The following is a 9,609-nucleotide window of genomic DNA, read 5'->3' on the forward strand; positions in this document are numbered from 1 at the left end:
CCCCGCCCCCTCCACCCAGGAGGGGGCGGGGCCTTCGCCCTGACCGGCCCGGCAGTGCTGTGACGGCTGTCCGTTCAGGGCTGGTGGCCGGCAGCCCTGCGGCAGGACCTGCCGAAGCACTACCGGAACGTGGCCCGGTCGAACGGGACCGTCAGCGGCTCCAGCGCCCCGGCCGCCAGCAGCTGCCTGTTCACCTCGGTGATCGTGTCGATTCCGGGCAGCTCCGTGCCTCCGCGCGTGAGATCGACGACCAGGCCGCCGTCTGCCGTACGGGTGTACGTCCCCGGCAGCCCCTCCGGTACGCGGTCCGCCCGGCCCGGCGACAGATACACCGACCGGCCGGCGCGCGGGGCGCCGGCCCGGAGCCCGAACTCCGTCTTCACCGCGCGGAACTCCTCCCTGCTGTACGCCTCGCCCCAGTCCGGGCCCCAGCAGGAGACGAGCGCCTCCAGAACGGCCGTGGAGCGGCGCACCAGTTCCGGCGCATCGTCCGCGGCCGAGACGAGCCCCACCACGCACGAGTCGGGCGCCCGGCTCGCCGATCCTCCCGCCGTGACGGAGACGGTCACCCTCACCGTGTCCGGCTGTCCCGACCACACGGACGAGGTGTAGCCGATGTACGGGGCGTCCGGGTCGGGGTTGGTGAGCAGGAGGTACTCCGTCAGGGCGGGCACACCGAGCTCCACCGCCGGCGCCGTCGGGTCGCCCTCCGCCTCCGCCGGCCGCCAGGTCCCGCAGGCATCGGCATCGATGTCACCGAGGGCACGGAGCAGGTGCCCCCAGCGCTCGGCGATTTCCTGCGGGTCCTCCTTCCGGACACCCCACAGCCCGTGGACCGTGACATTCAGCAACGGGGTCTCCTCTCACGCTGCCCGGTCAGGGCTTCACCGGGGTGTGCACCACAGTAATGTCGAGGCCCCTGTCGTCGAACATGTCCTGCGTGGCCCTGGCCACGTCGGGGTCCGACATGTGCCAGACCACGGGCTTTCCGCGCGCGGCGTCGAGCTGACGTGTCGCCTGCTGCACCCAGCGGTTGGTCGCCAGGCTGGTGAGCTGCCCCGTCGCCTCGTCGTAGAACCGGGTTCCGCGGTAGCCCCACTTCGTCTCGATGTACGTCTGGTTCGCGGAGTCCCAGCCGTCGAACTCGACGGGCTTGCCGTCCATCTTGTCGAGCGGGACCTCGTACTCCTTGCCGCGCTTCACGCCGGAGACCTGCTCCTGGTAGCGGGCGCCCATCTCCTGCGGGTACGCGTACGTGTCGGCGCTCTTCGACTTCCACTTGCCGTCGCCGAGGTCCTTGGTGCCCGCCCGCGGGTTCTTGAGCTGGTCGTACCAGGACGGCTTCTCCATCTTCGCGAGCCGCTTCCGCTCGGCCTCGCGCTTGGCGGCCTTGGCCGCCTTGTCGGCGTCGTCCGCGTCCTTCTTCGCCTGCTTGGCCGCCTCGACCTCTTCCGGTGAGGCCTCGCAGCCCTCGGCACGGAAGCCGGTGGGGAAGGTGGCGTATCCGGCGTGGGTGGTCCGTGTCACGCCGGATGTCGTCGTGCGGGTCGTCGTGGCTGCTGTCGTGCCCGCCGTCGTGCGTACGGAAGCCGTGGTGACCGTGGTGGCACCCGGCCGGATGCCCGTACGGCCGAGGGGGCCCGCGCCGATCGGGCAGCCCTTGCTCTCGACCTTCTTCTCCAGGTCGTCGGCGTGCTGACGTGCCTCCTTCGCCGCCTTCTCCGCGCCGCCCACATCGCCGGCCTTGGCGAGCTTCTTGGCCTTGGAGGCGGCTTCCGAGACCTTCTGGGCCAGCTCACCGACCTTGCCGAGCTTCCCGAGCTTGCCCAGCTTTCCGACCTTGCCGATCAGCTTGGCCTCGCCGTAGCCCGGGATGAAGAGCGAGCCGATGTTCCAGAGACCGGTGCCGATCGCCTGGCCCTCGTTGCCGTTCTTCCACATGTCACGGACTTCGTCGCCGATGAACATGTCGTCGAGGACCTTCAGGCCCGTGCCGCCGGACGCCTTGGTCCAGTCCCAGACGGCGCCGAGGTAGTCACCCTCGGACCACTTGTCGCCCGCGCCCTTGGAGTCCTCGACCCACTTGTCGCCGAGGCTCTTGCCGTAGTCCATCAGGCCGTCCCACGCCTTGATGGGGTGAATGATCGTGTCGAAGGTGCCGGTGATGTCGCCCCACAGGCCGTCGCCGACCAGGCCCTTGAAGAAGCCGCCGGTCTGATGGGCGGCGCACGAGAAGAACGCTCCGACACCGGAGGTGCAGCTCTCGTCGTCCTTCTTGTCCTGGGTGCCGTCGTAGTCTCCGTAGTCGGCTTCCGGACCCTCGGTGGGGTCCATGTCGTCGCCGCCCTCGTCGACGTCGCCGTCCTGGGTGGTGGTGTCGGTGCCGCCCGAGCCGGTGGTCCCGCCGTTCCCGCCGGTGCTGTCGGATCCGCCCGAGGCGCCGGAGCCCTCGGTGGAGCCGCCCGCGCCGTCGGTTCCACCGGACGCGTCGGAGCCTCCCGAGTCCGCCCCGCCGGAGTCCGAGCCCCCGGACGCGGCCGATCCGCCGGAGTCCGTGCCCCCGCCCGCGACCGCGCCGCCCGAGTCCGTGCCCCCGCCGGATGCCGTGCCCCCGCCGTCCGTCCCGCCCCCGGCCTCCACGTCGCCGCCCGGCGCCGGGCACGCGCTGCCGGTCAGCTGGCAGATCGCGCTCCGGATCTCCCCGGTCAGCTGGGCGCCGATCCCCGTCGCCACGAGGCCGCCGATGAGGGCCACGACCACCAGGACCATGCCCAGGTACTCCATGGCGGTCTGGCCGCCGTCCCGGCGCCACTTGATCATCCGCGCGATGCTGAACGGCCGGTGCGGCTGCCGCTGTTCCAGGGGGAGTTCGAACCAGTCGCGGGAGGACGGGCGGAACAGCAGCACGACGATCACGACCGGCATCACCAGCTGTGTCGCCCCGCGCCCGCCGCCCGCGCCCAGCGTCGCCAGCGCACCGAGGGTGAGCCAGACGTGGACGGCGAGGAGCCCGCGCCAGATCCAGATGCCGCCGGTACGCAGGTACAGCGAGAGGACGAAGGCGGAGACGCTCGGCAGTGCGGCGTACAGCAGCAGTCCGATCAGCTTTCCGTCGACCTCGTTGATCGACGACGCCACCGTGAGCACACCGATGCCGCCCAGGACCGCGAAGACGAACAGCGTCCGGACGAGAATCAGCACCGCCTGCAGCGGGCGCGGCAGCGACTGCCTGCCGGAACGGGTCAGGGAGACGCCGCCGCCCGGAACTGCTATTCCGCCTGTGCCAGACACGACGAGTCCCCCAACTGGTCGGCATGTGACCAGACTTGGGCCACTTCATTTATCCGACCACATCGCCCCGTCCGGGGCATGGGCCCCAGGACCCAAACCCGGCCCCGGGCTCCCGGCCTGCCCGCCCTACCTGCTGGGAACCTCGCTCCCGAACAGCATCCACGGCGACTGCTCGAAGGACGTCGCACCGGACAGCTGCGGCTGCATGTCCGCGACCTCATGCCGCACGGCGAGTGTGTCGGGCCAACTGTCGAAGCACGTCGTGCCGTTGACGATGATCGCCCGCCAGTCGGTCGCCACCGACGCACCGTCCCGGTCGACCACGAAGCCGATGCAGAGCAGGGAAGCCCTGCCGATCGCCTCCCTGATCGCGCGTACGGCCAGTTCCCGCTCGTCCCGGGACAGCCGGCACAGCCCGAATTCGAGGGAGACGATGCCGTCCCGCGTGCGACGGATGCGCACATGGATCTCCGCGCCGCGCTTCACCCAGAGCAGGAACCCGATCTCGTCGAGCCGTTGCAGGCCCGCCAGGAGCACGAGCTGCTCCCTGGTCACCCACGACTGGGTCATCGCCGGCTCGGGTCCCGGGGTGATGAGGGTGATGCGTCGGGTGGTGGGGTGGGTGATCCGCAGTCCGGCCGCATCGAGATCGCCGAGCAGCGTCTCGGCATCGGGGCGGTTCCAGCCAAGATGGTACGAGTAGAAGAATCCGTCACTCATCGACGCTTCACCTCATCGGTGTGGGGGCACCTCGCCAGTACGAATGGAGCGTGAAGTTCTCCGTGCGCGCGGGCATGCCGGATTGCCGCTTCGCGGCGGCGTCGTCACATGCCTCACGGTTGGTCGTGCACGAGCGTAATGAGCGCATCGGAGCGCGGCTTGGGCCCACGGACCCAAGTCGCCCCTTGGGCGGAAAGCCGAAGTCCCGGGCGGACGACGGCGTTGCGGTCGGCAGGCCGCTGGTTCTCGCCAATGTGCCGACACCCGGAACACCACCTCGACCGGTACCTGACCGGCGGGCGACATCACCGGGCAGCAGGGCTACGACCACCGCACCCATGGGGCGGTGACCAGCTCGGCGAGCCGGCGGACGGGAAGCTCGATGGCTGGGGCGCACCGCGCCGTCGACCTGCCGTCCCGGCCGTCAGCCTTGCCCGGCCGCGCATCTGCCGGCCACGCGGGAACCGAGCGGGAAGCGGAAGTACAGCCACACGCAGTGCGCGCGCCGTCGGGGGCCAGGCTCGCCCTCACCACGTGGCGGCTGAGGCAGATGAGTCCGGGCTCTGGCTCCACGTGTGTCCGGAAATCACTCTACTCAGCAGAACTTACCTTCTCTTTACTGTTGTGCACACGTCACCCGGGACTTACCCGAACGACGGCTACGAACCCCCTGTAACCCAAACCCCCCACGTGGTCTGAGACATCCCTAGTTTGCCTCGGCAAGGAGGACATGTCCCATGCGACGTACACGACGAAGAACCCTACGAGCGGGACTGGTGGCATTCCTGGCCATGTTGGCCCTGCTCGTCGGTGGCCTGCCGGCCACGGCGAAGCCCGCCGACACGGCGCCCGCCGCACCCGAAGCCAAGCCGGCCGCGAAGGCGCAGGTACGCGACGCGGTCCAGCACGACCTCTCCCCGAAGCTGCGTGACATCTCCGCGAAGCCTGGTGCCACCAAGCGCAGCAGCGGCAAGCCCTCCGTGCAGCCGGCCCATTCGCTGGAGCGCGCCGCCGTCAACCCGTCCGCGAAGGAGGGCAGCAGCCCGGTCCAGCGTGGCTTCACCTCCAGCCAGGTACCCGAGTTCAAGGCCAACTTCGAGGGCGTCGGCAACGTCGACGGGGTGCTTCCGCCGGACACCAACGGCGATGTCGGCCCCAACCACTACGTCCAGATGGTCAACCTCCACTACGCCGTGTTCGACAAGAGCGGCAACAAGCTGCTCGGGCCACTGCCGGGCAATGCGCTCTTCGCCGGCTTCGGCGGACCGTGCGAGACCAGGAACGACGGCGACCCGGTGGTGCTCTACGACGAGACCGCCGATCGTTGGATGATCACCCAGTTCGCCCTGCCGGGCGGATCCGCCGGCAACCACCAGTGCATGGCGATCTCGCAGACCTCGGACCCGACCGGGGCCTTCTACCGGTACGACTTCCTTTACCACCAGACCCGTATGAACGACTACCCGAAGTACGGGATCTGGCCGGACGCCTACTACATGACCACCAACGAGTTCGCCCCGTCCTTCGTCGGCGCCGGAGCGGTGGCCTTCGAGCGGGAGAAGATGCTCGCCGGCGAGCCGGCCCGGATGGTGTACTTCCACCTCGGTCCGGACTTCGGCGGCCTGCTGCCCGCCGACGCAGAGGGGCAGGCGCCGCCGGCCGGGGCACCCAACCCGTTCTCCATGTTCGACGACGACGCCTGGGGCACCTCGCCCACCGACCGGTTGCTGATGTGGGACTTCCACGTCGACTGGGCCAACCCGGCGAACTCCACCTTCGGCAACAACCTGGCGCCGAACCGGTCCCTGGAGACCGCACCGTTCGACTCGAACATGTGCAACGGCGCCCGGTCCTGCATCCCGCAGCAGGGCACCTCGGCGCGACTGGACGCGATCGCCGACCGGTTGATGTACCGGGCGGCCTACCGCAACTTCGGCGACCACGCCTCCATGGTGCTCAACCACACCGTGGATGTCGGCGGCGACCACGCCGGCGTGCGGTGGTACGAACTGCGCAGCAACTCGCCCACCGATTGGGCCATCCATCAGCAGGGCACCTATGCGCCGGACGGTGAGAGCCGGTGGATGGCCAGCGCGGCCATGGACGTCAGCGGCAACATGGCCATCGGCTACACGTCATCGGGCAGCACGTCCTTCCCGTCGATCCGGATGGCCGGGCGACTCTCCGGTGACCCGCTGGGCGAACTGGGGCAGAGCGAGCGGACCCTGATCGCCGGTACCGGCGCACAGACCCACTCGGCGTCCCGCTGGGGCGACTACAGCTCGATGTCGGTGGACCCGACGGACGGCTGCACGTTCTGGTTCACCTCCGAGTACCTGTCCCAGACCAGCTCCGCCAACTGGCAGACCCGTATCGGTTCGATGAAGTTCCCCAACTGCGTGAACGGCCCGCGCGGTGAGGTGACCGGCAAGGTCTCCAAGTCCGGTGGCGGAGCGATCGCCGGTGCGACGGTACGCGTCGGCGGCAGCGGCACCGTCACCGACGACCAGGGCGAGTACAAGCTGACCCTGCCGGCCGGACAGCACGAGGTGACCGCTTCGGCATTCGGCTACGCGTCGAAGTCCGAGACGGTGACCGTGCCCGAAAGTGGCACGGTGACGGCGAGCTTCACGCTCGACCCGGTTCCGCTGCGCAAGGTCAGCGGCGTGGTGAAGGACGACTCCGGGCACGGCTGGCCGCTCTACGCGCGCATCGACGTGGCCGGCAAGCCAGGCGGCCCGGTCTTCACCGACCCGGTGACCGGCGCGTACAGCGTCGATCTGCCGCAGGGGGCTGAGTACGGCCTGACGGTCAAGCCGGTGTACCCGTCCTACCGGCAAGGCAACGCGCAAGTCACCGTCGGTGACAGCGACCTGGTGCGGAACTTCGACCTGGCGGTCGAGACCTCCTGCGACGCCACCGGGTACAAGATCGGCTACGGCGAACCGGTCGTCACCGAGCAGTTCGAGTCCGGGGACACGCCGGCCGGCTGGAGCGTGGAGAACACCACCCCCAACGGCGGCTGGAACTTCGCCGACCCGAAGAACCGGGGCAACCTCACCGGTGGCAGCGGCAAGTACGCCATCGCGGACAGCGACAGCGCCGGTTCCGGCAAGCCGATGGACACCGCGCTGATCACCCCGGCCATGGACCTGTCCGCCGTACCGACACCGGTGCTGCGGTTCAACAGCGACTACCGGGCGCTCGGCGGGTTCGCCGACGTCGACGTGAGCGTCGACGACGGCACGACCTGGAAGAACGTGTCGCGCTGGACCAGCACCAGCCGGCGTGGTCCGGTGCTGGAGGAGATCCCGGTGCCGCAGGCGGCCGGGAAGTCCGACGTGCGGATCCGGTTCCACTACCAGGCCACCTATGCATGGTGGTGGGAGCTGGACAACCTGTCGATCGTCAACCGGACCTGCGACCCGATCCCGGGTGGTCTGGTGGTCGGCCGGGTGCTGGACGGCAACACCGGCGCCGGGCTCAACGATGCGACGGTGATCAGTGAGGACAAGCCGGCGGAGAAGGCAGTGACCGGACCGACTCCGGACGACGCCAAACTCGGCGACGGCTTCTACTGGATGTTCTCGACCCTGACCGGAAAGCACCCGTTCACCGGGGCGAAGAACCAGTACAAATCGGTTACATCCACGGTGGATGTGGCGGCCGACACGGCCACGCGGGAGGACTTCGCACTCAAGTCGGGCCGGCTGACCGTTACCCCGCCGTCGGTGGAGGGGACCCTGACGCTGGGCCAGTCCAAGACGGCGACGACCACCATCCGCAACGACGGCACCGCACCGGCCACGTTTGAGCTGTCCGAGCGGGCCGGCAACTTCGACAAGCTCGGCACGCGTGGCGCGCGCCTGCAGAACCTCCGGGTCAAGGGTGGCGGCGTATCGCCCGCCTGGCGGGGCGACAGCAAGCCCGGCGACGTCCTGGAGCCGACCCCGTACGCGCCGCCGTGGATCAACACGGCCAACTACCCGATCAAGGTCATGGACAACGCCGTGGCCGCCTACGACGGAAAGGTGTATTCGGTCGGTGGAACCGACGGCGCCGCCAACCTCGCCAACAGCTACGTGTACGACCCGGCGGCGAACACCTGGACGAAGATCGCCGACATGCCGGCGGCCCTGGAGAAGCCTGCAGCGACGTTCGTCGACGGCAAGCTCTACGTCTTCGGTGGCTGGAACACGGCGGGCAACACGTCGGCAAAGGTCTATGCCTACAACCCCGGTACCAACGCGTGGGAGACCCGGGCCGGCACCAACCCGGCCCCGCGCGCCGCGCCCGGCATCGGGGTGATCGACGGCCAGATCTACCTCGTCGGCGGCTGCGTGGACGGAAACTGCAGCAAGTCCAATGTGACCGTCCGGTACAACCCGGGGGCCGACACGTTCACCACGGTCGCCCCGTACCCGGTCGAGGTGGCGTGGCAGGGCTGCGGCGGGATCGACGGCACGCTCTACTGCGCCGGCGGCAACGGGCCGACGACGCTGAAGAGCACGTACGCCTACAACCCGGGCGCGAACGCCTGGACCCAGATGGCCGACCTGCCGGTCGACTTCTGGGGGGTGTCCGCGGACACCGCGAACGGCCTGCTGTTGGTCTCCACCGGTGTCATCAACAACTCCACCACGGTCACCAACCAGGGCTGGGCGTACGACCCGGCGGCCAACTCCTGGTCGGCGCTGCCCAACGCCAACTTCGCCCGCTACCGGGCGGGTGCGGCGTGCGGCTTCGTCAAGGTCGGTGGCTCGACCGGCGGCTTCACCCCGACGCCTGACAGCGAACTGCTGCCCGGTTTCGACCAGTGCGCCACTGTCACCGACGTACCGTGGCTGTCCGCGTCCCCGACCTCGGCGACGCTGCAGCCCGGGCAGAGCATCACGGTGAACGTGAAGCTCGAGGCCTCCACGGCGGCGGGCGTGCAGCAGCCCGGCAAGTACACCGCCCAGCTCGGCATCAAGTCGGACACCCCGCCCGTGGCACCGATCAACGTGACGATGACCGTGCAGCCGCCCAAGGACTGGGGCAAGGCGACGGGCGTCGTCACCGGCGTCGACTGCCGTGACAACAGCACCGCGCTGCGCGGGGCGACCGTCCAGATCAACGGCAAGAAGGGCTGGACCCACACCCTGAAGACCGATGCGGATGGCCGGTACTCCGTCTGGGCTCCGAGGGACAACCCGGTCGAGATCATCGCGGCTCAGGATGGCTGGAAGCCGCAGTCCCGGCTGGTGAACCTCAAGGCGGCCGAGGCGGTGACCACCGACTTCGCCCTCCGCCCCACCACTTGCTGAGAGGAGTCCGATCCACGGGGCCCGCGCCGTTCACCGGCGCGGGCCCTTCCCGTCTCCGCTGACGACAGCCCTGCCTTCACGCGGCCGCGCAACGCCGAATCGGCCCTGTTGCGCGACGTCGCCACCCGGTCGGTCACACGCCGGCCACCCGGTCGGGATTCCCCTCGGATTCGCGCCGGTAATCACCGCACCACCACCAATACAGTGCGTTTATTCGGCATTACGGTGAGCGAATAGGGCGCCCTTTATATGACGCAGACCACGTGACCCGCGCCACTCTTGTGCCGATTTG

At 69.4% G+C, this 9,609-nt stretch carries 4 protein-coding genes; 1 reads left to right on the forward strand and 3 read right to left on the reverse strand.

Features of this window, described 5'->3' with window-relative positions:
- Positions 1–119 precede the first annotated feature (119 nt).
- The 3 genes from ACFU6I_RS46315 to ACFU6I_RS46325 all read right to left on the reverse strand — a co-directional run bounded on the left by ACFU6I_RS46315 (position 120) and on the right by ACFU6I_RS46325 (position 4,011).
- Positions 120–851 carry an Imm52 family immunity protein gene (locus ACFU6I_RS46315; RefSeq protein ID WP_384379970.1) on the reverse strand — a complete coding sequence of 244 codons (732 nt, stop codon included), beginning with the start codon at positions 849–851 and terminating at the stop codon, positions 120–122.
- Between the two features lie 25 nt (positions 852–876).
- The gene (locus tag ACFU6I_RS46320; protein ID WP_384379973.1) at positions 877–3,291 is read right to left on the reverse strand and encodes a Tox-REase-5 domain-containing protein; all 2,415 of its coding nucleotides are present in this window, start codon (positions 3,289–3,291) and stop codon (positions 877–879) included.
- Positions 3,292–3,417: 126 nt separating this feature from the next.
- Positions 3,418–4,011: a hypothetical protein gene (locus ACFU6I_RS46325; protein WP_384379976.1), complete on the reverse strand. Its 594-nt coding sequence runs from the start codon at positions 4,009–4,011 to the stop codon at positions 3,418–3,420.
- A gap of 737 nt (positions 4,012–4,748) precedes the next feature.
- Here ACFU6I_RS46325 and ACFU6I_RS46330 point away from each other — a divergent pair.
- Positions 4,749–9,317, forward strand: a complete 4,569-nt coding sequence (locus ACFU6I_RS46330) for a carboxypeptidase regulatory-like domain-containing protein (protein ID WP_384379979.1) — start codon at positions 4,749–4,751, stop codon at positions 9,315–9,317.
- Positions 9,318–9,609: the final 292 nt, after the last annotated feature.

It is taken from the genome of Streptomyces sp. NPDC057486 (assembly GCF_042802415.1).
In the GTDB taxonomy this organism is placed as follows: Bacteria; Actinomycetota; Actinomycetes; order Streptomycetales; family Streptomycetaceae; genus Streptomyces; species Streptomyces yanii.

Coding starts and splice junctions, on each gene's coding strand:
- ACFU6I_RS46325 (WP_384379976.1), bottom strand. CDS start 4,011: ATGAGTGACGGATTCTTCTACTCGTACCATCTTGGCTGGAACCGCCCC.
- ACFU6I_RS46330 (WP_384379979.1), top strand. CDS start 4,749: ATGCGACGTACACGACGAAGAACCCTACGAGCGGGACTGGTGGCATTC.